The sequence below is a fragment of the Mycolicibacter sp. MU0083 genome (assembly GCF_963378075.1).
Taxonomy (GTDB): Bacteria; Actinomycetota; Actinomycetes; order Mycobacteriales; family Mycobacteriaceae; genus Mycobacterium; species Mycobacterium kokjensenii.
This window is the reverse complement of sequence record NZ_OY726394.1, coordinates 1653289-1677663: the sequence shown is the minus strand read 5'-3', so window position 1 is coordinate 1677663 and position 24375 is coordinate 1653289. Positions and strand designations below refer to the sequence as shown.

The following is a 24375-nucleotide window of genomic DNA, read 5'->3' as shown; positions in this document are numbered from 1 at the left end:
CAAGACTCCCCCGTGGTCGGCCGCTATTGCAAGAGTTACGCGGAATCCTGATCCTCACCTGGCAAATCCTGCTGAACTCTCAACACCGCCGAGGCGGCTTCACACCGGCGCCGGGGTTGGTAAAAATTGCACGTATCGGATGGCGCTCCGGCACGCTATCCTGACAACGCTGCAGCGTCGCCGGGGCACCCACGCCGAGGAGGATCGGTTTGCGCATAGGGAAAATAACGGTCGGTTCACTCGATGAATGGACCCTGTCCCCCGGTTCGGTGATCTCCTGGCATCCCACGATCGCAGCAGCAGAAAAATCCCGGCAGGCACCGGTCAGCTCTGTTCCGGTCAGTTACATGCAGGATCAGCATCTGCGTAATTACTGTCGGCGAACCGCCGCCGGTCAAAGTTTTTCCCGGCAGATCATAGCCAGTTGCGATGTACCGGGCCGGTGCGATACCGACGCGATGAATCTCGCACTGAATTCCTACCTGCGTCGCCATGACACGTTCCGCAGTTGGTTCGAACAATCTCCGGACGGCGGCTTCATCAGGCACACTCTCGCCGATCCGGGCGATATAGAATTCGAGCCGATCGAGCACGGCCGGATGACTCCCGACGAGATCCGCGCGCACGTCGTGGACATACCCACCCCGCTGGAGTGGGGGTGTTTCACCTTCGGCATCTGCCAGTGCGACGACCACTTCACCTTCTTCGCCGCGATGGATCACGTCCACGGGGACGCAACGCTGATCGGCACAACGATGTTGGAAGCCAACGGAATGTACTCCGCGTTGCGCACCGGCGGCGGCGCACTGGCCCTCCCGGACGCCGGGCGCTACGACGACTTCTGCGTCCGTGAGCGCGAGTACACCGCGACACTGTCCGCCGATTCGCCGGGGGTACGCGCCTGGATCGACTTCGCCGAAAACAACGACGGCGGATTTCCCGAATTTCCGCTCCCGTTGGGGGACCCGGCGGAATCCACCCGCAGTGATATGTCGTCGGAACTACTGATGGATGCAGGTGAAACGGAGCGTTTCGAGGCGGCTTGTTCAGCGGTGGGGGCACGTTTCGTCGGTGGATTGTTCGCCTGTTCCGCACTGGTGGAACACGAATTCACCGGAACGCCCACCTATTACGGCCTCACCCCGCGCGATTCGCGAACAGCCGCCGATAATTTCATGACACAGGGCTGGTTTACCGGATTGATTCCGATCACCGTGCCGATAGCGGCTGCATCTTTCGGCGACGCCGCGTGGGCGGCGCAGAATTGCTTCGATTCCAGCCTGGATATGGCGCGGGTTCCCTATTACCGGGCGCTGGAGTTGGCCCCGCACCTGAACTGGCCGCAACCGAATTTCCCGGTGACAAACTTCCTGCACGGCGGGGCCGCCCCCCTCAACGCGATTCTGGCGGCCGGGGACCTGGGACTGGCGGACAATATCGGCATCTACCCCGACGGCCGATATTCATATCAACTCACTATCTATATATTTCGGTACGGCGAGGGCACCGTCATGGCGATCATGCATCCCGATAATCCGATCGCCCAGAAATCGGCCACCCGCTACATGGAGGCCATGCGATCCGTGTGCGCACGGGTCGCCGACAGTGGACACTGGGGACGCGTCGCATAAAAGGGGGAATGCGATATGCGCCGGCTAGCCGACGTGGTGGTGCGATGGCCCTGGGCGGTGATCGGGGTCTGGATCGCGATCGCCGCCGCGCTGCCGTTGTTCTTCCCGTCCCTCAACGAGCTGGCCCAGAAACACCCGCTGGCGATCCTGCCCGCCGATGCCCCGGCCAGTGTCGCCGCCCGCGCAATGTCGGAGGCGTTCGCGGAGTCCGGTTCGGACGACCTGCTGCTGGTGGTGCTGACCGATGACGACGGGCTGAGCGCCGCCGACGAAACCGTGTATCGCCACCTGGTCGACGAGTTGCGCCGCGACACCGAGAACGTGGTGATGCTGCAGGATTTCATTCGCACTCCCCCGCTGCGTTCGGTGCTGACCAGCGACGATGAGAAGGCGTGGGTGCTGCCGGTCGGTGTAGCCGGCGAGCTGGGCACCCCGCAGTCGTTCGCGGCGTTCCAGCGCGTCAGCGCCATCGTCGAACACGCGCTGGAACACGCGCCCGACGACGCGGCCCTGTCGGTGCATCTCACCGGTCCGGCGGCCACGGTGGCCGATCTGACGATCGCGGGTGACCGCGACCGCCTCCCCATCGAACTGGCGATCGCGGTACTGGTGCTCATCGTCTTGCTGGTGGTCTACCGCAGTCCGATAACGATGCTGCTGCCGCTGATTTCGATCGGCATTTCACTGGTGATCGCCCAGACCCTGGTGGCCGGGTACGCACTGGTGACCGGCGCGGGCGTGTCCAATCAGTCCATCGTTTTCTTGAGCGCGATCATGGCCGGCGCCGGAACCGACTATGCGGTCTTTCTGATCAGCCGCTATCACGACCACTTGCGAACCGGCGCGGATTCCGACCGGGCGGTCAAGAACGCGATGATGTCGATCGGAAAAGTGATCGCCGCATCGGCGGCGACCGTCGGCATCACGTTTCTGGTCATCAGTTTCGCCCGGATGGGTGTTTTCAAAACCGTGGGATCCTCGGCGGCGATCGGAATCGGCGTGGCATTCCTGGCCGCGTTGACTTTACTGCCGGCAATTCTGACGCTGGCCGGGGCGCGCGGCTGGGTCAAGCCGCGGCGCGAGCTGACCGCCCGACTGTGGCGCAAGTCGGGAATCCGTATCGTGCGCAGGCCGAGGGCCCACCTGCTGGCCAGCCTGCTCATCCTGGTGATACTGGCCGGCTGCGCCGGGTTCGTGCGCTACAACTACGACGACCGCAAGGCCCTGCGCGCATCGGAGCCGAGTTCGCTCGGGTACGCCGCGCTCGAACAGCATTTCCCGGTCAACCAGTCGATCCCCCAGTACCTGCTCGTCCAGTCGCCGAACGACCTTCGGACGCCGGAGGCGTTGGCCGACCTCGAGCAGATGGCGCACCGGGTCAGCCAGGTGCCGCACGTCGCCGCCGTCACCGGTATCACCCGCCCCACCGGCGCGGTCCCCGAGGAGTTCCGGGCCACCTACCAGGCCGGGGCCATCGGCGGATTCCTCGCCGACGGGTCGGCGTTGATCAACGGGCGGCGCAGCGATCTCAATCAGCTCTCCGACGGCGCGGAGACCCTGGCCGGCAATCTCCACGACGTCCGCGGCCAGATCAAGCGTCTGTCGACCGGTGTGCAGGAGGTGGTCGACTCCTTCGCGTCGATGAAGAACCAGTACGGCGGCGACACCCTGGTCAAGGAGGTCGACACGGCGGCCAAGCTGGTCGACCACGTCAACTCGCTCAGCAACTCGATGGGCTGGAACTTCTCCGCGGGCAAGAACCTGTTCACCTGGATCGGCCCGGTGCTGGCCGCGCTGCAGGGAAACCCGGTCTGCGATCTCGATACCTCCTGCAGCGCCACCCGGTGGAGTTTCGAACAACTGGTCGGCGACCGTAATCAGGCGGACCTGGACGCGATCAACGATCTTGCGCTCGAGTTGCAGTCGATCCCCGACCAGAAGTCGCTCGACGCCTCGATCAACCGCGTCCGCGCCGCGCTCGCCGACCTCACCGCAGCGATGCAGGCGATGGGGATGGACAAACCCGGCGGACTGCAGACCAACCTGAAATCCATGCAGGACGGGGCGGATCGCGTCGCGGGCGGTAGCCGGCGGATCGCCGACGGCGTGCACGAACTCGTCACGCAGGTCAAACAGATGGGCGTGCAACTCGATGCCGCCGCCACGTTCCTGCTGACCCTGAAGACCGGCGCGGCGCACCCGGCGCAGGCCGGCTTCAACCTGCCTCCCCAACTGCTGGAACTCGACGAGTTCACCCAGGCCGCCAAGATCTTCATCGCACCCGACGGACACTCGGTGCGCTACCTGGTGCAGACCGAGCTCAACCCGTTCAGCACCGATGCGATGGATCAGATCAACGCGATCACCGACGTCGCCCGGGGCGCCCAACCCAACACCGCATTGGCCGATGCCACCGTCTCGATGGTCGGCTACACCGCGACCCTGCGCGACACCCGCGACTATTACCGACACGACATCCGCTTCATCATCACCGTCACCGTGCTCGTCGTGCTGTTCACCCTCATCGCGCTGCTGCGGGCGATCGTTGCTCCGCTGTATCTGGTTGCCTCCGTGGTGATCTCGTATCTTTCGGCACTGGGCATCGGTGTCCTGGTCATCCAGTTCCTGCTCGGCGCGCAGTTGCACTGGACCGTTCCCCCGCTGGCGTTCGTGGTGCTGGTCGCCGTCGGCGCCGACTACAACATGCTGTTGGTGTCGCGGATGCGCGACGAATCCCCGCACAGCATCCGCTACGGGGTGATCCGCACGCTGGCCGGGACCGGCGGGGTGATCACCGCGGCGGGGCTGATCTTCGCCGCCTCGATGTTCGGGCTGCTGTTCTCCAGCATCGGTACCGTGGTCCAGGGGGGCTTCGTCATCGGTGTCGGGATCTTGCTGGACACCTTCTTGGTGCGCACCATCACGGTGCCCGCGATCGCAGCACTGGCCGGCCGGGCCAACTGGTGGCCGTCTCAGCTGGCATCTCGACGGGCGGCCCCGAGCCGCATACGGGCGTGAGGAGGGGGTTACGAGTGGGTGCGAACTGTGTGAAACTACACAACGAGCCGCAGCGGTCAGGGGTGACGGGGATGAAAAGACTGGTCGCAGGAATCACCGTGCTGGTAGCCGTGAGCACCACCGGATGCCTGGGCGCCGGGATCGGGTGGGCCGATGACACGCCCGCCCCGGAGACACCCGACGGCGGCAGTCCCGGCTCGAACGACCGGACCGCCTACGCGCTCGGCGGCGCCCACGTCCTGGGTATCCCCTACGACGAATACATCCGCCGCGAAGGCGAGGAATGGTTCCCCGGGCTGAAACGACAGATCGTGCACTATCCCGCCGGCCAGGTACAGGGGCATGTGCTCGAGCGGCTGTTTCCGGGTATCGGCCGGCTCGACGAGGCCTTCCCCGGCCTGGGCGCCGACGGCCCGAGCATCGGCGAGTCGGTCGACGAGGGCGAGGACAATCTGGACGCCGCGATCCGCGCCGGCGGGCCGGGTACCGCGATCGGGCTCTCCGAGGGGTCGCTGGTGCTCAACGCCGTGCAGGCCCGACTGGCCGACGACCCCACCGCACCACCGCCGTCGACGCTGAACTTCGCCACGTTCGGCGATCCGATCGCCCGGCACGCCTTCGGCCAGAGCTTCCTGACCGCGATGTTCCCGGTCGGCTCCGTGGTGCCCGCGATGGACTACCGCATGCCGGCTCCGGTCGAAAGCCAATACGACACCAAGATGTTCGTCTCCGCCTACGACTCCATCGCGGACTTCCCCGACCGGCCGGACAACCTGCTGGCGCTCGCCAACACGCTGATGGGCCTGGCCACCGGCCACACCGCGGTCGCCTTCACCAACCCGAGCATGGTGCCGCCGCAGAACATCAGAACCACGGTCAACTCCCGGGGTGCGACGACCACCACCTACCTGATTCCCGAGAAGCATCTTCCGCTGGTCATGCCACTGGCCTATATCGGGATCGACGAAGACACCCTCAACAGGCTGGACGCCATCCTGGCGCCGCGGGTCGACGCCGCCTATTCGCGCAACGACGATCCGGCGACCGCACCGGTGCAGGTGGACCCGATCAACGGTTTCGACCCGGCGGCGGTGACCGCACCGGCCACCCAGGCCACCTTCGGCGGCGGCGCCGACCCGATCTCCCAGATCCTCAGCGGCGCGATGTCGGTCTTGTCCGGCTTGGGCAAGGGCTGACGAACGCGGCCGCCGAACCCATCGATCGAACGAGTCGATACGGACCCGAAGTGACACCGATACCCCAGTCCTCCGTTCTGTCGATGCTGCACGGGCGGGCCAGCCTGCGTCCGAACGATGTGGCCTTCACCTTCACCGACTACGACCGCGACCCGGCGGGCATCCGCGAAGCCCTGACGTGGTCGCAGCTATCCCGTCGTACGTTCAACGTGGCGCGTGAACTGGGTTTCCACGGTTCGGTCGGCGACCGCGCCCTGATCCTGGCCCCGCAGTCGCTGGATTACATCGCGGCGTTCCTGGGCGCCATGCAGGCCGGCCTGATCGCGGTTCCGCTGCCGCTGCCGCACCGCGGTTCGAGTCACGAGCGGGTGAGCGCGGTACTCACCGATACGTCGCCCTCGGTGGTGCTGACGACGTCTGCGGTAGCTCAGGAAGTCGCCGAATACGTGGATGCGGCCCGCCTGATCTCGGTGCCCAAGATCGTCGAGATCGACTCGCTGAATCTGGACGCCATCGGCGAAACAGTCTTGCCGACAATCGATTTCCCTAAAACCGCGTATCTGCAATACAGTTCGGGATCCACCCGGCTGCCGGCCGGGGTGATGATCTCGCACACCAACCTGCAGACGAATTTCGAACAGCTGATGCGCGGCTTCTTCGCCGACGCCAAAGTCCCCTCGGACGCCACCATCGTGTCCTGGTTGCCGTTCTACCACGACATGGGTCTGGTGCTCGGGGTCTGCGCGCCCATCCTCGGCGGGTACCGCGGCGAGCTGACCAGCCCGGTCGCCTTTCTGGAGAAGCCCGCCAGATGGATTCGGACCCTGGCGCAGAACCCGCAGTCCTTTTCGGCCGCACCGAATTTCGCATTCGATCTGGCGGCCCGCAAGACCACCGATGCGGACCTGGCCGGATGCGACCTCGGCGAGGTGCTGGGCATCATCAGCGGCGCCGAACGGGTGGAGCCGACCACCCTGCAACGGTTCGTCGACCGGTTCGCCCATTTCAACCTGCGCGATCAGGTGATGCGCCCGTCCTACGGCCTGGCCGAGGCGACCGTCTTCGTCGCCGCCGGCACCTGGGACGAGATGTCGCCGGCGGGGTACTTCGATGCCGACGAGCTCAGCGCGGGCCGGGTCCGGCGATGCGGGGCCGCGACCGGCACCGCACTGATCCGCTACCGGGTGCCGCACTCGCCCCGGGTGCTGATCGTCGACGGTGACACCCGTCGCCCGTGCCCGCCGGGCGTCGTCGGCGAGATCTGGGTACACGGCTCCAACGTCGCCGAGGGGTACTGGAACAAACCGGCCGCCGAACAGCAGTGCTTCGGGGCGGCTCCCGACGCACCGGACGCGGGGGTTCCCGCCGAGGGTTGGCTACGTACCGGGGATCAGGGCTTCATCGACCGCGGTGAGCTGTTCATCGTCGGCCGGATCAAGGATCTGCTGATCATCCGGGGCCGCAATCACTATCCGGAGGACATCGAGGCCACGATCCAGCAGATCACACCGGGCCGGGTCGCGGCGATCGCCGTACCGGTGGCCGACACCGAGAAACTGGTCGCCGTGGTCGAGGTCAAGCTGCGTGACGGCCGGTCCGACGAGGACCTGCAGCGACTCGACCGCATCAAAAGCGATGTCACCTCGGCGATTTCGACCACACACGGCGTGAACGTCGGAGACCTGGTGCTGGTGGCACCGGGTTCGATTCCGACCACCACCAGCGGCAAGATCCAGCGCGCCGCCTGTCTCGAGCAGTACCGGCGGGATCAGTTCATCCGGGTGGATTCCTGAAATCCTGCGCCCAGTGCTGCCAGTCGGCGAGCACATCGGGAAGGGGGCTGCCCAACACCCGATGCACGGTGGCCGCCAGGTCGGGCCGGTCGGGTCCGCAGGCCGCCAGATACAGCCGCCGCAGGCCGTCGGCGCCGTACCGCTGACCGACATAGCGGGCGAACCACCAGGAGCGTTCGTAGGCTTGGGCACGTCGCGGCCCGGTCGCCGTCAGGTCGGCGTCCGACGGCAGCCACATCGGCAGCGGCGGCGAGTCACCGGGTGTCACCGGCCGGGCCACGAAATCTGCCACACCTTCGGTCAACCAACGGGGCGCATCGACTGCCGTATCAAGTCGGGCGGCGTAGTGAAAGAGCTCGTGGGTCAACACGATCCGTAGTGCGGCGGCGGTCATGCCGACCGCACCGGGCGCGAACACCACCTGTTGTCCACTCACCACCCGGCGTTGACGATCCACGCCGTCGGCGACCGCGACGGCCGCGATGTCCGACCACTGCGCGGGATCACCCGCGGTATCGCGGCTGGCCAGGATCGCGAACTGCTGGTCGGTTCCGGTCGCGGTGACGGTGAGCCGGTGCGACCAGTCGGTACCCCAGAACGCCTCCACCGCCTCGACGGCGGGACCGATGGCCGCGGCGATCCGGTCCAGCAGCGCCCCGGTCTCCGGTCCCCCGAGGTTGATCAACTCGACGGTGCGGTGGTCCCCGACGACCAGGCCCGCCGGTGCCGCCGAGACGGCGGGGGCCGGGGCACTGTCGGGCTGCGTCGACGGCGACACCCGCGACACACCGCTGATCAGTTCGACCGCCAGCACCACGGCCAGCAGCCGACGGAGCCCGCGACGATCAGTAACGACGGGCGTTGTGGATCGGGCCGGACGAGTTCATCGGCACCACCCGGACCGGCTGGCCGTAGGTGGACGAGTGGATCATCATGCCGTCGCCGACGTAGATACCGGAGTGCGACGCATCCGAATAGAAGGTCAGGACGTCACCGGGCTGCAGGTCCGACAACGCCACCGGCTGACCGCCGTTGGCCTGCGCCTGGCTGGAGTGCGGCAGGTTGATGCCGGCCTGGTGGAAGGCCCACATCACCAGTCCGGAGCAGTCGAAGCCGCCCGGCGCGGCCCCACCCCAGACGTAGGGAGTGCCGACCTGGGTCAACGCCGCCTGCACGGCGGTGGCTGCGGCGCCGCCGCCGGGCGCCGCCATCGCCATGTCGATCGACGGCGGGGGTGCATCCGGGCCGGGCATCGGCAAGCCGGGGGCCGGGGGCGGTCCATCGGGCGCCGGTTGTCCGGGGACACCTTCGGGTGCCGCTCCCGGGCCGGCCAGCGCCGTACGCTGCGCCGGCGTGAGCGAGTAGTACTGCGATTTGACCACGGAGATCTGCAGTTGCAGGCGGCTCTGGCGCGCCTGGAGTTCGGCGCGCACCGCGGCGGCCTGCTCGGCTGCCGTGCGGGCTTCCTCGGCGGACCGGGCGGAGTCCTGCTCGGCGCGGTCGGCCTGTTCGGTCGCGGCCCGGTAGCGGTCCATCTGCACGGCCAGATCTCCGGCAACGACTCGTTGCACACCGAGTTTGTCGATCAGTTGTTGCGGGGACTCGACGGTCAGGATGGCGTCCATGCCGCCCACCCGGCCACCCATGTAGGTGGTGGCGGCGTACCGGTTGACGGCCGTGCGGTAGCCCGACAACTGGGCTCGGGCGGCATCGAGGGTCGCTTGGTCGGCGGCGTGCGCGTTCTCGGCGGCCTGCTGTTCGGCGAGTTTCTCGTCGAGGTTGAGCTGCGCGGTGTGCATGGCTTCAGTGGTCTGCTCGGCCTGCCGCGACAACTCGCTGAGCTTCGCCAGCGCATCGTCGGCGGGGTCGGCGGAAACATTGCCGACCAACACGCTGCTCATCGCCGTGATGCCGGCGACCAGACCGACGACGGCACCGAGAGCAGGACGCCGAAAGGCACGCAGATTCCACTGCATACGTTCGAGGTCCAAGATTGCATCCTTAACACTGCCCAGGGCGATACATGGACGTGCCGCCGCCGAAAGTACGTAAGGTCTCGAACAGGTTACGGAACGGCTACGACGTTGTCCATACGCGGGCTGCCCACACTAACAGCCGGTCCCGTGAAATCTCTAAGGCCGGCGAGGGCCGTCAGGCCACGCCCGAACGGCGTACCGGACCGCGTTCCCCGCGGATCGGCACCAGCCGCAATCGCGGTGCCATACCGGCCTCGGCGAGTACGTCCAGCGCCGCCCGCTCATCTTCGAGCAGTTCGTTCGGCACACCCAGCAACACGCTGACCACGCAGTCGCGGCAGGCGGGGCCGCGCACCGCGCAGTCGTCGCAGTCGATGACGACCGGTCCCGGATCGACCGGGCACGCATCGCTGTCTTCGGACGGGCCCGAGATATGTCCCATGACGATTCCTCTCGATCGGTTGCCGGCACGCTAACCCCGGGTACCGACAACATTCCGGGGACGGCTGTCGGTGCACCCGCCTACGGTTCGGCTATGACCTCCGGTGCGCACGCGGAGCAGCTGTGCTTCCCCCCGACGGATGCCCACCTCGACGCCGCCCCGCCCTCGTTGCGGGAGACCACGTTCGTCGTGGTGGATCTGGAGACCACCGGGGCGCGCGCCGCCGCCACCGCCGACGCCGGACCCGACGCCATCACCGAGATCGGCGCGGTCAAGGTGCGCGGCGGTGTCGTCGAAGGCGAGTTCGCCACCCTGGTCAATCCGCAGCGCGGCATCCCGCCCCAGATCACCCGACTGACCGGTATCACCACCGCGATGGTGCATGAGGCGCCCACCGTCGGCGCCGTGCTCCCGTCCTTCCTCGAATTCGCCGGCTTCGACCGTGGGTCGGTGCTGGTCGCACACAACGCCGGGTTCGACGTGGGATTCCTGACGGCCGCGACGCAACGCTGCGGCCTGGACTGGCCACGGCCCCCGGTGCTGTGCACGGTCCGGCTGGCACGCCGGGTGCTCAGCCGCGACGAGGCGCCCAGTGTGCGGTTGGCGGAGCTGTCCCGGCTGTTCGCGGTCACCACCACCCCCACCCACCGGGCCCTCGACGACGCCCGCGCCACCGTGGACGTGCTGCACGCGCTGATCGACCGGCTCGGCAACCAGCGGGTGCAGACCTTCGTCGACCTGCGCGCCTACCTGTCGCATGCCACCGCTGCCCAGCGCAGCAAACGCACGCTCGCCGACGGGCTGCCGCACCGTCCCGGGGTCTACCTGTTCCGCGGTCCCTCGGCGGAGGTGCTCTACATCGGCACCGCCACCGACCTGCGTCGACGGGTCGCGCAGTACTTCAACGGATCCGATCGCCGCAGCCGGATCACCGAGATGGTCGCCCTGGCCACCCGGATCGACCACGTCGAGTGCGCCCACCGACTGGAGGCGGGGGTACGCGAGCTGCGCCTGTTGGCCGCGCACGCCCCGCCGTACAACCGCCGGTCGAAGTTTCCCCGGCGGTGGTGGTGGATCACCCTGTCCGACGAGGCCTTCCCCCGGCTGACGGTGGTGCGCAATCCCCGCCACGACCGAGCGATCGGCCCCTTCCGGTCCCGCGCCGACGCCGCCGAGACGGCCGGTCTGCTGGCCCGCTACACCGGTATCCGGACCTGCACGAAGCGGTTACGACGCGACGCCGTGCATCGCTGCCCGACGGCCGAGGTCAGCCCGTGTCCGGCCGCGCCCGGAGTCACCGCCGAGCAGTACGCCGACGCCGCCCGCCGGGCGGCCGCGCTGATCGACGGCACCGACAACGCCCCGCTGGCCGCAGCGGTCGGTCAGGTCTCCGCCCTGGCCGAGCGCGGCCGCTACGAGAGCGCCGCCCGGCTGCGTGACCGGACCGCCGCCGCGATCGAGATGCTGTGGCGCAGCCAGCGCGCCCGGGCATTGGTGGCGTTGCCCGAGTTGGTCGCCGCCGCACCCGACGGGGCCGGTGGATGGCAGCTGGCGGTGATCCGTCACGGCCGGTTGGCGGCCGCCGGATGCGCAGCCCGCGGGGTGCCGCCGATGCCGGTCGTCGAAGCGCTCACCCTGGGCGCCCAGACGGTGATCCCCGAGCCCGCACCACTGTCGGGCGCCCTGGTCGAGGAGACCGCGCTGATCGCCGGATGGCTGGCCGGCGCCGGGGTTCGTATCGTGCGCGTCACCCCCGAACACGGCTCCGCCGAGGCACCCGGTTGGGCGTCGCCGCTGGGTTCGGCGGGGCCGTGGGCGGCGTGGGCGGCGGTGGCCCGCTCGGCGCGGCTCGCCTCAGAGCTGGGCGCCGAAACGGACCCAGCGGGCCAGCAGTTGTTCGGCCGCGCCGCTGTCGATCGCCGCGACAGCGCGCTCGAGCCCGTCCTCCCACGCCGGCAACCATTCAGCGCTGCTGGATAGCCCCGCGTGCGCGACCAGGGCACCGGCGGCGTTGAGCACCACCGCGTCACGCACCGGCCCCTTCGTGCCGGCGAGCACCGATCGGGCCTCCGCGGCGTTGGCCTGCGCGTCGCCGCCCAGCAGTTGGGAGATCTCGGCCCGTTCGAACCCGAACCCGGCGGGGTCGAAGGTCAGCCTGTCGACCGTGCCGGCCTGTACCCGCCAGATGGTGCTGGTCGTGGTGGTCGTCAACTCGTCGAGGCCGTCGTCGCCGTGCACCACCAGCACGCTGGACCGGCGGGCTGCGAAAACACCGGCCATCACCTCGGCCAGACCGCCGAACGCACATCCGATCAACCCGGCCCGCGGCCGCGCCGGATTCGTCAGCGGCCCCAGCAGGTTGAACACCGTCGGGACGCCGATCTCCCGGCGTGCCGCCGAGGCGTTGCGATACGACGGCTGGAACTGTGGCGCGAAACAGAAACCGATGCCGACCTCGGCGACGCTGCGAGCCACCTCGTCGGGGCCCAAGTCGATCCGCACCCCGAGTTCCTCCAGGGTGTCGGCGCCGCCGGACAACGAGCCCGCCGACCGGTTGCCGTGCTTGACCACCGGCACGCCGGCCGCCGCCACCACGATGGCCGCCATCGTCGACAGGTTGACGGTGTTGGCACCGTCCCCACCGGTACCGACCACGTCGACGGTGTCGGTACCGATCTCCTCGGTGGGTACCTTGCGCCCGTGGGCGAGCATGACCTCGGCCAGCTCCGCCACCTCAGCAGCGGTCGGGCCCTTCATCTGCATCGCCACCCCGAAGGCCGCGATCTGCGCGGAGGTCGCCGCGCCGGTCATGATCTGCTCCATCGCCCAGGCCGCCTGCCCCCGGGCCAGATCGGCGCCGGACGTCAAACCGCCCAGCACCTGTCGCCACTGTGCTGTCTGGGCTTTCGGCTGCGCCTCATTACCTGGCTGGACCACGCGCCGATCGTCGCATGCGTACCTGGCGTCTCCAAAGTGGCCCGGCAACACGCCGGAGACGGTCGGAAAACAGCCTGGTAACGGCCAAGACACCACTACTTCTCACAAATTCACAGCCCCGGGTGGAGTTCTACAACTACATAGCGTCATACTTGCGGGGTGACGAGCGCTGTGGGGTCCTCGGGTACTGCCATTACTTCTCGTGTGCATTCGCTGAACCGTCCTAACATGGTCAGCGTCGGCACCATCGTGTGGCTATCCAGTGAGTTGATGTTCTTTGCCGGTTTGTTCGCGATGTACTTCACGGCTCGCGCCCAATCCGGAGGTGCGTGGCCGCCGCCACCGACCGAGCTGAATCTTCCCTTGGCGGTCCCGGTGACGCTGGTGCTGATCGCATCGTCGTTCACCTGCCAGATGGGTGTCTTCGCCGCCGAACGCGGCGACGTCTTCGGGCTGCGCCGGTGGTACATGGTGACCTTCCTGATGGGGGTGTTCTTCGTCTGCGGTCAGGCCTACGAGTACTCGCACCTGATCGCGCACGGCACCACCATCCCGTCGAGTGCCTACGGCACGGTCTTCTACCTGACGACCGGTTTCCACGGCCTGCACGTCATCGGCGGCCTGATCGCCTTCGTCCTGCTGATGCTGCGCACCACGATGAGCAAGTTCACCCCGGCTCAGGCCACCGCGTCGATCGTCGTGTCCTACTACTGGCACTTCGTCGACATCGTCTGGATCGCGCTGTTCGCAACGATCTACTTCGTCCGATGAGCAACCACCCGATGAACAGGAGTGTCCGGTTGAAGACACCGAACAAAACCGTCGCCCGGCGGCGCCTGCGCCGTCGGCTCTCCGGTGGACTGCTGTTGCTGGTCGCCCTGGCCATGGCCGGCGGATTGGCTGCAGTGCTCACCCCGACCCCGCAGGTCGCCGTCGCCGACGAATCGGCCTCGGCCACCCTGCGCAACGGCAAGCAGCTCTTCGACACCTCGTGTATCAGCTGCCACGGCGCCAACCTCCAGGGTGAGCCCGGCCGCGGCCCGAGCCTGATCGGCGTCGGCGAGGCCGCCGTCTACTTCCAGGTCTCCAGTGGCCGGATGCCGGCGGTGCGCGGTGAGGCTCAGGCCCCCCGCAACTACCCGATCTTCGACGCCCAGCAGATCGACGACCTGGGCGCCTACGTGCAGGCCAACGGTGGCGGCCCGCAGGTGCAGCGCGACGCCGACGGCAAGATCGCCCAGGCCTCGCTGCGCGGCGAGGACCTCGGCCGCGGCGGTGACCTGTTCCGGCTCAACTGCGCGTCCTGCCACAACTTCACCGGTCAGGGCGGCGCCCTGTCGTCCGGCAAGTACGCGCCGGATCTGGCGCCGGCCAGCGAGCAGCAGATCTACACCGCAATGGTGTCCGGTCCGCAGAACATGCCGCGCTTCTCCGACCGGCAGATCTCCCTGGAGGAGAAGAAGGACATCATCGCCTACGTCAAGACCGTGACCGAGGAACGCAACCCGGGCGGCTACGGGCTCGGCGGCTTCGGCCCCGCCCCCGAGGGCATGGTGATGTGGATCATCGGCATGGTCGCCGCCATCGCCGCAGCATTGTGGATCGGGGCACGCGCATGAGCAGTAACGACAAGATCGAAATCCCGAGTGACTCCGCCCTGGCGGAGATGACCACCGACGAGTTGCTGACGCTCGGCGGCGACATCGACGGCGTCAACACCATCTACAAGGAGCCGCGCTGGCCGGTCGAGGGAACTCGCGCCGAGAAGCGTGCCGAGCGCAGTGTCGCACTGTGGTTCCTGGCCGGTGGCGGCTTCGGTGTGGCGCTGCTGCTGATCTTCCTGTTCTGGCCCTGGGAGTACGCCTCGGTGGACTCCGCGGACGGTCTGGCCTACTCGCTGGCCACCCCGCTGTACGGCCTGACCTTCGGGCTCTCGGTGCTGTGCATCGCGATCGGCGCGGTGATGTTCGTCAAGAAGTTCATCCCCGAAGAGATCACCATTCAGGAGCGCCACGACGGCAGTTCTTCGGAACTGGACCGTCGAACCGTCGCCGCACAGCTCACCGACGCCTTCCAGGGCTCGACCATCGGGCGGCGGAAGCTGCTCGGCGCCTCGATCGGTGTCGGTTTCGGCGCCTTCGGTCTGGGCACCGTGGTCGCCGGCGCCGGCGGCCTGATCAACAACCCGTGGAAGCCGGTCGTCGAAACCGCCGACGGCAAGAAGGCCGCACTGTGGACCTCCGGATGGACCCCGCGCTACAAGGGCGAGACCATCTACCTGGCCCGCGCCACCGGCCACAGCATCAACTCGCCGTTCGTCAAGATGCGGCCGGAGGACTTGGACGCCGGCGGCATGGAGACGGTCTTCCCGTGGCGGGAGTCCGACGGTGACGGCACCACCGAGGAATCGCACGAGAAGCTCAACGAGATCATGATGGGCGTCCGTAACCCCGTCATGCTGATCCGCATCCGGCCCAACGACATGGCGAAGGTGACCAAGCGCAAGGGCCAGGAGAGCTTCAACTACGGCGACTTCTTCGCCTACACGAAGATCTGCTCGCACCTGGGTTGCCCGTCGTCGCTGTTCGAGCAGCAGACCTACCGCATCCTGTGCCCGTGCCACCAGTCGCAGTTCGACGCGCTGACCTACGGCAAGCCGGTCTTCGGCCCGGCGGCTCGCGCACTGGCACAGCTGCCGATCACCGTCGACTCCAACGGATATCTCGTGGCCAACGGCGACTTCGCCGAACCTGTCGGACCTGCCTTCTGGGAGCGCACCTCATGAGCCCTGTAATCGGCGACCTGCTCGCAAAGCAAGCAGACGACATCGACACCCGGTACCACCCGGCGGGAGCGCTGCGGCGTCAGTTCAACAAGGTCTTCCCGACGCACTGGTCGTTCCTGCTCGGTGAGATCGCGCTGTACAGCTTCATCATCCTGTTGCTGTCCGGTGTCTACCTGACGCTGTTCTTCGACCCGTCGATGGCCGAGGTCGTCTACCGCGGTGTCTATCAGCCGCTCAACGGGGTGCAGATGTCGCGGGCATACGAGTCCGCCCTCGACATCTCCTTCGAGGTGCGCGGCGGCCTGTTCGTCCGGCAGCTGCACCACTGGGCGGCGCTGATGTTCGCGGCGTCGATCATGGTTCACCTGGCCCGCATCTTCTTCACCGGCGCGTTCCGCCGGCCGCGTGAGGCGAACTGGGTGATCGGCTCGCTGCTGCTGATCCTGGCGATGTTCGAGGGCTACTTCGGCTACTCGCTCCCCGACGACCTGCTGTCGGGCATCGGTATCCGTGCCGCGCTGTCGTCGATCACGCTGGGCATGCCGGTGATCGGAACCTGGCTGCACTGGGCGCTGTTCGGTGGCGACTTCCCGGGCACCATCCTGATCCCCCGGCTCTACGCGCTGCACATCCTGCTGGTCCCGGGCATCATCTTGGCCCTGATCGGCGTGCACATGGCGCTGGTGTGGTTCCAGAAGCACACCCAGTTCCCCGGACCGGGACGTACCGAGTCCAATGTGGTCGGCGTCCGGGTTCTGCCGGTCTTCGCGATCAAGTCCGGTGCGTTCTTCGCGATGATCACCGGCATCCTCGGCCTGATGGGTGGTCTGCTGCAGATCAACGCGATCTGGAACCTGGGCCCCTACCGGCCGTCGCAGGTCTCGGCGGGTAGCCAGCCGGACTTCTACATGATGTGGACCGAAGGCATGGCGCGACTCTGGCCGGCCTGGGAGTTCTATCCCTTCGGCCACACCGTGCCCGGCTCGGTCGGCGTCGCGCTGATCATGGGCGCCGTCTTCACCCTGCTGATCATCTACCCGTTCCTGGAGAAGAAGTTCACCGGGGACCGCGCACACCACAACCTGCTGCAGCGTCCGCGGGATGTACCGGTGCGGACCGGGATCGGCGCCATGGCGATCACCTTCTACATGGTGCTGACCCTGGCCGCGATGAACGACATCATCGCGTGGAAGTTCCACATCTCGCTGAACGCGACGACCTGGATCGGCCGCATCGGAATGGTGGTGCTGCCGCCGCTGGTCTTCTTCGCGACCTACCGCTGGTGCCTCGGCCTGCAGCGCAGCGACCGTGACGTGCTGGAGCACGGCATCGAGACCGGCATCATCAAGCGGCTGCCGCACGGTGCCTACATCGAACTGCACCAGCCGCTGGGCCCGGTCGACGAGCACGGCCACCCGATTCCGCTGGAGTACGCCGGTGCGGCGCTGCCGAAGCGGATGAACAAGCTCGGTTCGGGCGGTGCCCCGGGTCGGGGCAGCTTCCTCACCCCGGATCCGGCGGACGAGACGGCTGCACTCAACGAGGCCGAGCATGCCGGCGAGAAGCGCGCGATGACCGCGCTGGCCGAGCATCAGGGCAGCGACACCAACGGCCAGCACTAAGGCCTATCGGACCCACCGGTCCGAACCGACGGGCAGTCTGCGCAACCTTGCGCGGGCTGCCCGTTCTGGTTTTCACGGACCTCGGATCCGATCCGGCGCCGGCACCCGAATGCCCCGGTCGAGCTGCTCAGCGGGTCGCTGCCGGATGCGATCCGCCACGGCGTGACCGAGGCTCATGCGGTGCCGTCGCACACTGTGGCCGAGGTCCCCGCCGCGTCCGCCGCCGAGCCGGCAATCCCGCTGTGGCACCGGCGTTCTACCGGCTGACTGTGGGGCGTCCGGGCTAGGGCCGCGCCGCTCACCCCGAGCGTGCCCTACACCGATCCGGGTGAGCGCGACGAGGCGCTGAAGAAAGCCCGGCCGCAGGCCGGCCCACTCCCCCACCCCGGCATCGGACGTATGGGATGTGGGGATGCGATCCGGGCCGACCCGGTCGGGTATCTGGCGGGCCACAACGCTGACCTACGGCGGGAACCACCGCGGGCCTGCCGACGACGCTGTACCGGGCCGGTGGGCCAGCGGCCGGCACCAAGCGGCAGGCGGCCCTCACCGGGCCGCCGGGCGACGACTTAGCCGAGTCGGGCCGGGAGGTCCTGTACCTCGTCCAGGCGCCGCAGATACAGCCACGGGATGACCGGCATGGCCACCGCGACGGCCCCCGCCACCCCGTAGCAGACCCACGAGCCGGTGTCGGCGCCGGTCGCCATCAGATAGGTGGCCAAAGAGACCGCCCCCAGCGAGGTCCCCACCGCACCGGCCAACACCGTGATGCCACGCAGCAGCACCCGATCCACTTCGGCCTGGTTGGGCGCCGCCTCACGGGTGACGGTCGCGCGGCGGCCCGGGGCATCGAATCCGCGCTGGGGCAGCGGGGCGTCCGGTCGCTGGGGCTTCGCCTGCGGGGACGGTCCGAAACCGGGTGGACGCGGAGTCGCGGGCTGCCGCGCCCGCAACAGGACCGGAATGGCGCCGAGGATCACCAGTGCGGAGACCCCGATCACGACGTAGAGCAGGCCGGTGTGCGAACTCGTCGTCGGTTCGTCGTAGCCGCGTCCCAGATCCACCAATGCCACGGTGGCCGCCACGCTCAGGCCCAGCCACGTCAGCCAGATCCCGGCACAGACGCCCAGCAGGACCCGGTCGACGGTCTCCGGGGACTGTCCCGGGCGAATGAACCTGTCAACCATGTTCCGATTCATCATCCGCAGCTCGCAGCCGGCGCATCGTTGGTGTTGGCGAAGAGCACCCGCCCGTCACTGCTGGTGATCGTGCAGTTGAGCTTGCTCAGTCGCAGCATGCTGGTGACCTCCACCGAACCCACCTCTGATTGGGAGATCGGTGTCAGCGTCATCGACCAGGGAATGTAGGCGTTGCGTTGGACCCGGCGCTGACCGGTGGCATCCACGAACGTAATGGTGATCGAGTCGAACGGCGCCTTGGTGCCCGTCACCGAATAGGTGATCTGCAGCGGCTTCGCCTGGCTGGACGTGGTGGGCTCCTGCGTCGTGGTGGATGGCTCCGGGGCCGGCTCCTCGCTGGGTGGCGGCGGGGGCGGCGGCTCCTCACTGCTGGGCAGCGGGGGCGGCGGCTCCTCGCTGCTGCTCGGCGGGGGCGGCGGCGCCGTGGTGGTGGTCGGTGTGCTGGTCTTGGTGATCTCGTCCTGCACGGGGGGCACGGGCGGTGCACTGGTGGTGGTGACCGGCGCGGCCACGTCGTGGTTCTCGGTGTGCGCGAACAACAGTGCCACCGACACCACCAGGGACACGGCCGCGATGATCACGGTGATACCGACTACCCACGGCCACCGCGGCGTCTTGGCGTGTGGGTCCGGCTCGTCGGCGCCGCCGTAGTCGTCGTAGTCGTAGAGGCGCGGATCCACCGGCACGTACGGGCCACTGAGGAACTGGTCGGATTCCGGCGCGGAGTAGGCCTGCGAGTAGGCGGTGTTGTCCGGTGCCGCGGCCGGGGCCGCGACCTCCAGTTCGTCGATCTCCGGGATGCCGTCACCGGCCGCCGTCGAGTCTGCCCCGGATGCCGACGGTACGTTGCCGACGTCCTCGGCTCCCGAGTCCGGCTCCGGGGGATTCGGCCCGCTCATTCCCGCCTATCCTGTTCGCATCGCCGCGCCGACGGCATCACGCCGTGACCGATTGCGGTCGACATCGACCGCCGATGGTCATTGTGCACCGGAAACCCTACCCAAGTAGGTCGACACGGCGGTCCCGACGGGACGCAGTCAGTGCTTCTCCGGCCCGATGTAGTACTCGAAGACCAAGCCGGCCACGGTCGCGATCACGAAGACCACGCCGGCCGCGATGAGCCACGGCAGCCACAACCCGACTCCGACGGCCACCACCGAACCCGACAGCGCGATCAGGATGGGCCACCAGCTGTGCGGGCTGAAGAAGCCCAGTTCGCCGGCGCCGTCACTGACCTCGGCGGCCTCATAGTCCTCCGGGCGGGTGTCGAGACGACGGGCCACGAACCGGAAGAAGGTGGCCACGATCATGGCCATCATCCCGGTCAGGAACAACGCCGTGGTGCCGGCCCATTCCACGCCGCCGACCTCGGAGTACTTCCCGGTCAACACCGCATACAGCACGCCCACCGCGATGAAGAAGGTGGCGATGAACTCGAACAGCCTGGATTCGATGCGCATGTACGTGTCCCTACTTGTCGGCGGCTTCGGCGATCTGGCCGCGGCGGCTGTCGAACGGTCGCGTCGACGTGGCCTGCGGGGCCTGGTTGATCGCCTCGAGGGCCTCGGCGTTGCTCTTACCGGCCTTGCGCTGTTCCAGGTACGCCTTGAACTCGTTGGGCGAGACCACCCGGACCTCGAAGTTCATCATGGCGTGGTAGGTGCCGCACATCTCGGCGCAGTGGCCGACGAAGGCACCTTCCTCGGTGATCTCCGAGACCTGGAACCGGTTCTCCTGGTTGTTGCGCTCGGGCCAGGCGATGACGTCGCGCTTGAACAGGAAGTCCGGCACCCAGAACGAGTGGATGACGTCGGCGGAGTTCAGCTGGAACTCGATGCGCTTGCCGCTGGGCAGCACCAGGATCGGGATCTCGCTGGTGGTACCGACCGTCTCGATCTTGTCGAAGTTCAGGTAGGTCCGGTCCTGGGTGTTGAGGCCCTGGATCGGTCCGCGCCGTTCCACACCGTGCTCGTCGGGGCCCTCTTCGGGCTTGGAGGTCATCGCGGCTTTGGCCTCGGGGTCCGAGCCGTCGTAGCCCTGGATCAGACCGTCGTGGAAGTCGACCTTCTGGTAACCGAACTTCCAGTTCCACTGGAACGCCGTGACGTCGACGACCACCTCGGGGTCGTCCTTGAGCTCCAGCATCTGCTGCTGCACGACGACGGTGAAGTAGAAGATGACCGCGACCGCCAGGAACGGCAGCACGGTGAGGCTGAGCTCCAGCGGCATGTTGTAGCCGAACTGGCGCGGCAGCTCGGTGTCGGTCGCCTTCTTCCGGTGGAAGATCATCGTCCAGAAGATCATCCCCCAGACCAGGCCACCGATGACCACCGAAGCGATGACCATGCCGATCCACAGCTGATAGTTGGCATGGGCTTGCGGCGTGATGCCCTTGGGCCAGCCGAAGCCGACGATATCGGTCCAGTCGAAGCTGCAACCGCTGAGCGTCACCGCCAGCAGTCCGAGCACGCTGGCTCCCACCAGCGGCCGACGCAGACGGCTAAGCGCAACGCCCTGCCCGCGACGTGTCACGTTGATGCCTCCTCGAGTCACAGAACGGGCCGACTGACCCGGCGGAGCAGTCGAATACTACGCAGCGTAGACCACCCGGACCACCGAGGTTCGACGTACCTGCCCGTTGGCCGTCTCGGTGTGTTGACCAGCACGGCCGCCACCCGGTGCCGATCGGGGCCCCGGCATGGGCCTACGTGGCCCGACGCCGATCCCGGTGCGGCATACTGACACCCGATGTGTGGACTGCTGGCCTTCGTCTGTGCCCCGGCCGGCACGACCCCGAGCCCCGACGTGGCCGAAGTCGCCGGCGCGGTTTCCCGTGCGATCCATCTGATGCGTCACCGCGGACCCGACGAGCCGGGCGGCATCTGGGCGGGCGACCAGGTGGTGTTCGGCTTCAACCGGCTGTCGTTCATCGACATCGCACACGCTCACCAGCCGATGCGGTGGGGTCCCCCGGAGTCCCCCGACCGCTATGAACTGGTGTTCAACGGCGAGATCTACAACTACCTGGAACTGCGTGCCGAGTTGGCCGCCGAACACGGTGCGGTGTTCGCGACCGACGGCGACGGTGAGGCGATCGTCGCCGGCTACCACCACTGGGGCGTCGACGTGCTGACCCGGCTGCGGGGCATGTTCGCCTTCGCGGTGTGGGACACCGTCACCGGCGAGTTGTTCTGCGCTCGGGACCCGTTCGGGATCAAGCCGCTGTTCATGGCGTCCGGCCCGGGTGGCACCGCGGTGGCCAGCGAGAAGAAGTGCCTGCTGGACCTGGCCGAGGTCATCGGGTTCGACACCGGGATCGACGACCGTGCCGTGCAGCACTACACGGTGCTGCAGTACGTGCCGGAGCCCGAGACCCTGCACCGCGGCATCCGGCGACTGGAGTCGGGCTGCTACGCGCGGATCCGGCCCGGCGGAGCACCGCAGACCGCCCGTTACTTCCGGCCACGGTTCGACGCCACCCCGATCACCCGGGACACCGAGCAGGCGCGTTATGACGAGATCACCGCGGTGCTCGAGGACTCGGTCGCCAAGCACATGCGGGCCGACGTCACGGTGGGCGCGTTCCTGTCCGGGGGCATCGATTCCACCGCGATCGCCGCGCTGGCGATGCGCCACAACCCGAAGCTGATCACCTTCACCACCGGTTTCGAGCGTGAGGGCTTCTCCGAGGTCGACGTGGCCGCCGCCTCCGCCGAAGCGATCGGCGCCCGGCACGTGGTCAAGGTCGTCAGCCCGGCGGAGTTCGTCGCCGCGCTGCCCGAGATCGTCTGGTACCTCGACGACCCGGTGGCCGACCCGGCATTGGTGCCGTTGTTCTTCATCGCCCGCGAAGCCCGCAAACACGTCAAGGTGGTGCTGTCCGGGGAGGGCGCCGACGAGTTGTTCGGCGGCTACACGATCTACCGCGAGCCGCTGTCGCTGCGCCCCTTCGACTACGTCCCACGGCCGGTGCGCCGGTCCCTGGGCAAGGCGTCCCGGGGGTTGCCGGAGGGTATGCGCGGCAAGAGCCTGCTGCACCGCGGCTCGCTGACGCTGGAGGAGCGTTACTACGGCAACGCCCGTAGTTTCTCCGACGAGCAGCTGCGGGCGGTACTGCCCGGCTTCTCCCCCGACTGGACGCATACCGACGTCACCGCGCCGGTGTACGCCGAATCGGTCGGCTGGGATCCGGTCGCCCGGATGCAGCACCTCGACCTGTTCACCTGGTTGCGCGGCGACATCCTGGTCAAGGCCGACAAGATGACGATGGCCAACTCACTGGAGCTGCGGGTGCCGTTCCTGGACCCGGAGGTGTTCGCGGTCGCCTCCCGGCTGCCGGTTTCGGCCAAGATCACCCGCACCACCACCAAGTACGCGCTGCGACGCGCGCTGGAGCCGATCATTCCGGCGCATGTACTGCACCGCCCCAAGCTGGGCTTCCCGGTGCCGCTGCGGCACTGGCTGCGTGACGGTGAGTTGTTGGAGTGGGCCTACGCCACCGTGGATGCGACGGGTGCGGATCATCTGATCGACGTGGCCGCGGTGCGCAGCATGCTCGAGGAGCACCGTGCCGGCACCGTCGATCACAGCCGCCGGCTGTGGACCGTGCTGATCTTCATGCTGTGGCACGCGATCTTCGTGGAGCGCTCGGTGGTGCCCGCCATCAGCGAACCGGACTACCCGGTGCGGCTTTAGTCGTTGACTCTGCATCCACGGCGCGACGTACTCGCACTTGTGCGCCGTGGACGCAGAGTCAACGTTGCTTACTTGAGTGCAGCGCCGATCTCGGCGGCGGCGTCGTCGCCGTAGGCATCCGCCAGACGGCTCACCGCGGTCTCGCGGTCCCACGTCCACTCCTGGGTTCCGGTGGACTCCAGCACCAGCACGGCCACCAGCGAGCCGAGCTGCGCGGAACGCTCCAGACTCAGGCCGGCACTGCGGCCGGTGAGGAATCCGGCGCGGAAGGCGTCGCCGACACCGGTCGGGTCGGTCTGAGACTTCTCCGGGACCACACCGACGTGAATACGCGATCCGTCCGGGGAGACGATGTCCACACCGTCGCCGCCGAGGGTGGTGACCCGCAGTCCGACCTGCTTGGCGACGTCGGCCTCGGTCCAGCCGGTCTTGGACAGCAGCAGGTCCCACTCGTAGTCGTTGGTGAACAGGTAGGCGGCGCCGTCGATGAGCTTGCGCGCCTCGTCGCCGGTCAACCGGGCCAGCTGCTGCGACGGGTCCGCGGCGAACGCCAGCCCGAGCTTGCGGCACTCCTCGGTGTGCAAGAACATCGCCTCAGGGTCGTTGGCCCCGACGATCACCAGTTCCGGCTTGCCGTTCGCCTCGATCAGCTTGGCCAGCGAGATGTTGCGGGCCTCCGACATGGCGCCCGGGTAGAACGACGCGATCTGGGCCATGTCCTGGTCGGTGGTGCAGACGAACCGGGCGGTGTGCGCGGTCGTCGAGGTCAGCACGTGGTCGCAGTTGACGCCGTGCGATTCCAGCCACTGGCGGTAGTCGGCGAAGTCCGCGCCGGCCGCACCGACCAGTGCGGCGTCACCACCGAGCACACCGATCGCGAAGGCGATGTTGCCGGCCACGCCGCCGCGGTGCACCACCAGGTCGTCGACCAGGAAGCTCAGCGAAACCTTCTGCAGGTGATCGGCCAGCAGTTGTTCGGAGAACCGACCCGGAAAGCGCATCAAATGGTCGGTCGCGATCGAACCGGTCACCGCAATCGTCACTGAAGAATCCCCCTCATATCGTCACCTTGGGCCTGGAT

Annotated in this window: 18 protein-coding genes and 1 pseudogene; 10 read left to right on the top strand and 9 right to left on the bottom strand. The window is 67.7% G+C overall.

What is annotated here, in order from left to right; genetic code table 11:
• Positions 1–209 precede the first annotated feature (209 nt).
• The 4 genes from RCP38_RS07735 to RCP38_RS07720 all read left to right on the top strand — a co-directional run bounded on the left by RCP38_RS07735 (position 210) and on the right by RCP38_RS07720 (position 7638).
• A complete protein-coding gene (locus tag RCP38_RS07735) occupies positions 210–1631 on the top strand; it encodes a condensation domain-containing protein (RefSeq protein ID WP_308476519.1) in 1422 nt (473 codons plus the stop codon).
• A gap of 15 nt (positions 1632–1646) precedes the next feature.
• Complete coding sequence (locus RCP38_RS07730; RefSeq protein WP_308476518.1) at positions 1647–4649, top strand: MMPL/RND family transporter; 3003 nt, start codon at positions 1647–1649, stop codon at positions 4647–4649.
• Positions 4650–4720: 71 nt separating this feature from the next.
• Positions 4721–5845, top strand: a complete 1125-nt coding sequence (pe, locus tag RCP38_RS07725; protein WP_308476517.1) for an acyltransferase PE — start codon at positions 4721–4723, stop codon at positions 5843–5845.
• Between the two features lie 59 nt (positions 5846–5904).
• On the top strand, positions 5905–7638 hold the full coding sequence (locus tag RCP38_RS07720) for an AMP-binding protein (RefSeq protein WP_308477116.1): 1734 nt from the start codon (positions 5905–5907) through the stop codon (positions 7636–7638).
• Here RCP38_RS07720 and RCP38_RS07715 read toward each other — a convergent pair.
• The 3 genes from RCP38_RS07715 to RCP38_RS07705 form a co-directional block, all read right to left on the bottom strand.
• The gene (locus tag RCP38_RS07715; protein ID WP_373692503.1) at positions 7619–8464 is read right to left on the bottom strand and encodes a hypothetical protein; all 846 of its coding nucleotides are present in this window, start codon (positions 8462–8464) and stop codon (positions 7619–7621) included. The two genes, RCP38_RS07720 and RCP38_RS07715, sit on opposite strands and share 20 nt — an antisense overlap.
• A 19-nt stretch (positions 8465–8483) precedes the next feature.
• Complete coding sequence (gene ripC, locus RCP38_RS07710) at positions 8484–9614, bottom strand: peptidoglycan hydrolase RipC (protein WP_308477114.1); 1131 nt, start codon at positions 9612–9614, stop codon at positions 8484–8486.
• Positions 9615–9789: 175 nt separating this feature from the next.
• Complete coding sequence (locus tag RCP38_RS07705) at positions 9790–10056, bottom strand: hypothetical protein (RefSeq protein WP_308476516.1); 267 nt, start codon at positions 10054–10056, stop codon at positions 9790–9792.
• Here RCP38_RS07705 and RCP38_RS07700 point away from each other — a divergent pair.
• Positions 10048–11973 (top strand): annotated as a pseudogene (locus RCP38_RS07700) (DEDD exonuclease domain-containing protein); the annotation flags it as partial. The gene RCP38_RS07705 and the pseudogene RCP38_RS07700 overlap by 9 nt on opposite strands.
• On the opposite strand, the gene trpD reads toward RCP38_RS07700, so the two are convergent.
• Positions 11911–12993: an anthranilate phosphoribosyltransferase gene (trpD, locus tag RCP38_RS07695; protein ID WP_308476515.1), complete on the bottom strand. Its 1083-nt coding sequence runs from the start codon at positions 12991–12993 to the stop codon at positions 11911–11913. The pseudogene RCP38_RS07700 and the gene trpD overlap by 63 nt on opposite strands.
• Before the next feature lie 159 nt (positions 12994–13152).
• On the opposite strand from trpD, the gene ctaE reads away from it, so the two are divergent.
• From ctaE to qcrB, 4 genes are read left to right on the top strand one after another with little or no spacing between them, the layout of a single operon-like run.
• A complete protein-coding gene (ctaE, locus tag RCP38_RS07690; RefSeq protein ID WP_308476514.1) occupies positions 13153–13764 on the top strand; it encodes an aa3-type cytochrome oxidase subunit III in 612 nt (203 codons plus the stop codon).
• Between the two features lie 11 nt (positions 13765–13775).
• Positions 13776–14612 carry a cytochrome bc1 complex diheme cytochrome c subunit gene (qcrC, locus tag RCP38_RS07685; RefSeq protein ID WP_308477113.1) on the top strand — a complete coding sequence of 279 codons (837 nt, stop codon included), beginning with the start codon at positions 13776–13778 and terminating at the stop codon, positions 14610–14612.
• Positions 14588–15778: a cytochrome bc1 complex Rieske iron-sulfur subunit gene (qcrA, locus tag RCP38_RS07680; RefSeq protein WP_373692502.1), complete on the top strand. Its 1191-nt coding sequence runs from the start codon at positions 14588–14590 to the stop codon at positions 15776–15778. Before qcrC ends, qcrA begins: the two co-directional genes overlap by 25 nt.
• The gene (gene qcrB / locus RCP38_RS07675) at positions 15775–17400 is read left to right on the top strand and encodes a cytochrome bc1 complex cytochrome b subunit (protein ID WP_308476512.1); all 1626 of its coding nucleotides are present in this window, start codon (positions 15775–15777) and stop codon (positions 17398–17400) included. Before qcrA ends, qcrB begins: the two co-directional genes overlap by 4 nt.
• Positions 17401–17969: 569 nt before the next feature.
• Here the strand turns inward: qcrB and RCP38_RS07670 are convergent.
• The 4 genes from RCP38_RS07670 to ctaC all read right to left on the bottom strand — a co-directional run bounded on the left by RCP38_RS07670 (position 17970) and on the right by ctaC (position 21152).
• Entirely contained in the window at positions 17970–18587 is a 618-nt protein-coding gene (locus RCP38_RS07670) for a DUF2561 family protein (protein WP_308476511.1), read from the bottom strand.
• Positions 18588–18598: 11 nt separating this feature from the next.
• Positions 18599–19498, bottom strand: a complete 900-nt coding sequence (locus tag RCP38_RS07665; protein ID WP_308476510.1) for a hypothetical protein — start codon at positions 19496–19498, stop codon at positions 18599–18601.
• A 138-nt stretch (positions 19499–19636) separates the two neighbouring features.
• Positions 19637–20059 (bottom strand): cytochrome c oxidase subunit 4, encoded by a 423-nt coding sequence (locus tag RCP38_RS07660; protein WP_308476509.1) that lies wholly within the window; start codon positions 20057–20059, stop codon positions 19637–19639.
• Between the two features lie 10 nt (positions 20060–20069).
• The gene (gene ctaC / locus RCP38_RS07655) at positions 20070–21152 is read right to left on the bottom strand and encodes an aa3-type cytochrome oxidase subunit II (protein WP_373692464.1); all 1083 of its coding nucleotides are present in this window, start codon (positions 21150–21152) and stop codon (positions 20070–20072) included.
• A 195-nt stretch (positions 21153–21347) separates the two neighbouring features.
• On the opposite strand from ctaC, the gene asnB reads away from it, so the two are divergent.
• Positions 21348–23294, top strand: a complete 1947-nt coding sequence (asnB, locus tag RCP38_RS07650) for an asparagine synthase (glutamine-hydrolyzing) (protein ID WP_308476507.1) — start codon at positions 21348–21350, stop codon at positions 23292–23294.
• Positions 23295–23362: 68 nt separating this feature from the next.
• Here the strand turns inward: asnB and RCP38_RS07645 are convergent, their stop codons facing one another.
• The gene (locus RCP38_RS07645) at positions 23363–24337 is read right to left on the bottom strand and encodes a carbohydrate kinase family protein (protein WP_308476506.1); all 975 of its coding nucleotides are present in this window, start codon (positions 24335–24337) and stop codon (positions 23363–23365) included.
• Positions 24338–24375: the final 38 nt, after the last annotated feature.

What these genes read in the sequence shown, in the direction of transcription:
- RCP38_RS07730 (WP_308476518.1), top strand. Translation starts at nt 1,647, where the DNA reads ATGCGCCGGCTAGCCGACGTGGTGGTGCGATGGCCCTGGGCGGTGATC.
- pe (WP_308476517.1), top strand. Translation starts at nt 4,721, where the DNA reads ATGAAAAGACTGGTCGCAGGAATCACCGTGCTGGTAGCCGTGAGCACC.
- ripC (WP_308477114.1), bottom strand. Translation starts at nt 9,614, where the DNA reads ATGCAGTGGAATCTGCGTGCCTTTCGGCGTCCTGCTCTCGGTGCCGTC.
- RCP38_RS07705 (WP_308476516.1), bottom strand. Translation starts at nt 10,056, where the DNA reads ATGGGACATATCTCGGGCCCGTCCGAAGACAGCGATGCGTGCCCGGTC.
- qcrC (WP_308477113.1), top strand. Translation starts at nt 13,776, where the DNA reads ATGAACAGGAGTGTCCGGTTGAAGACACCGAACAAAACCGTCGCCCGG.
- qcrB (WP_308476512.1), top strand. Translation starts at nt 15,775, where the DNA reads ATGAGCCCTGTAATCGGCGACCTGCTCGCAAAGCAAGCAGACGACATC.
- RCP38_RS07670 (WP_308476511.1), bottom strand. Translation starts at nt 18,587, where the DNA reads ATGGTTGACAGGTTCATTCGCCCGGGACAGTCCCCGGAGACCGTCGAC.
- RCP38_RS07665 (WP_308476510.1), bottom strand. Translation starts at nt 19,498, where the DNA reads ATGAGCGGGCCGAATCCCCCGGAGCCGGACTCGGGAGCCGAGGACGTC.
- RCP38_RS07660 (WP_308476509.1), bottom strand. Translation starts at nt 20,059, where the DNA reads ATGCGCATCGAATCCAGGCTGTTCGAGTTCATCGCCACCTTCTTCATC.
- asnB (WP_308476507.1), top strand. Translation starts at nt 21,348, where the DNA reads ATGTGTGGACTGCTGGCCTTCGTCTGTGCCCCGGCCGGCACGACCCCG.